Here is a 1,002-nt window from a genome sequence, read left to right on the forward strand (position 1 = left end):
AATATGATTCAGACAGCGTAGCTTCCTGAATGATTTGAAAATACACAAGTTTTGTTGATGAAAGTTATAATCGAGATAGATTCAGAGAACAAGTGAGGAAACAACAAAACTGCTTTCCTGTCTTTTCTTCTTGCTCAAACAGGGAAAGACTGCATAATGATGAGAAGCTTTACAAAGAACGTAACTTTATTGAATACTTCTTCAAGAAACTAGTATACTTCAGATGTGAGTCTGGCGATTCGGTAAACAAGTTTCTTCTTTTATGAGATGCTTATTCTATTCTTCAATCGTCCTTTAATTTAGAGCGTTCGATGCGCTGAATTTAGGTACATTCACTCATCATAAAAATGATGCTTTATTCTGATAGAATTTCACGGACACCCATTTTTTTCTTCTTAGCTGCGAAAAAAAGAAATTTTTACTCTGGTTTAAGATGGAGGTTTTGTTATCTTTTTGATTCTCTCAGCTTGCCTAGCTTGGCTATAAGCGCCCAGGATTTGTTTGAGCAATGAAAAATATTTTTATCACGCATTTTCCAATTCCAACTTGAAAGAGAGAGTTTATAATGACTATCGGAAACATAGATCAATCAATGTTTTCTCTTTATTGTTCAAGATAAAGAAGAGCTTTTGCGGCATTTTGTTGTGTTCATTTGCTCATAGTTTTCGTCTATAGTATAGGTTGTGTATAATTTTTCGAGCAAGAACTTATGTGAAAAATAACTCCGATGGTTGAGAAATGATTTGCTACTATGCAAAGTTATGTTGGAAAAGAACTATAGAAAGGGTGGACGTATGATGGAGTCGCAAAATTGATCCAAGATATTCTCGGATGCCGCTTTTGTGACGACAAGTGGGTTTATATGGCACAGAAGTTCACTGCTCATTACCCACTTAGTAAGGTAATCAACAAGGTGGCTAAAAGTATTACGCTGCTATGCCTTCAATGAGTGGATTGGAATATGATCTTTTTCTGCAAAATTAAACGCATAATGTATAAAAC

It is taken from the genome of Bartonella sp. MR168JLCBS, assembly GCF_042194175.1.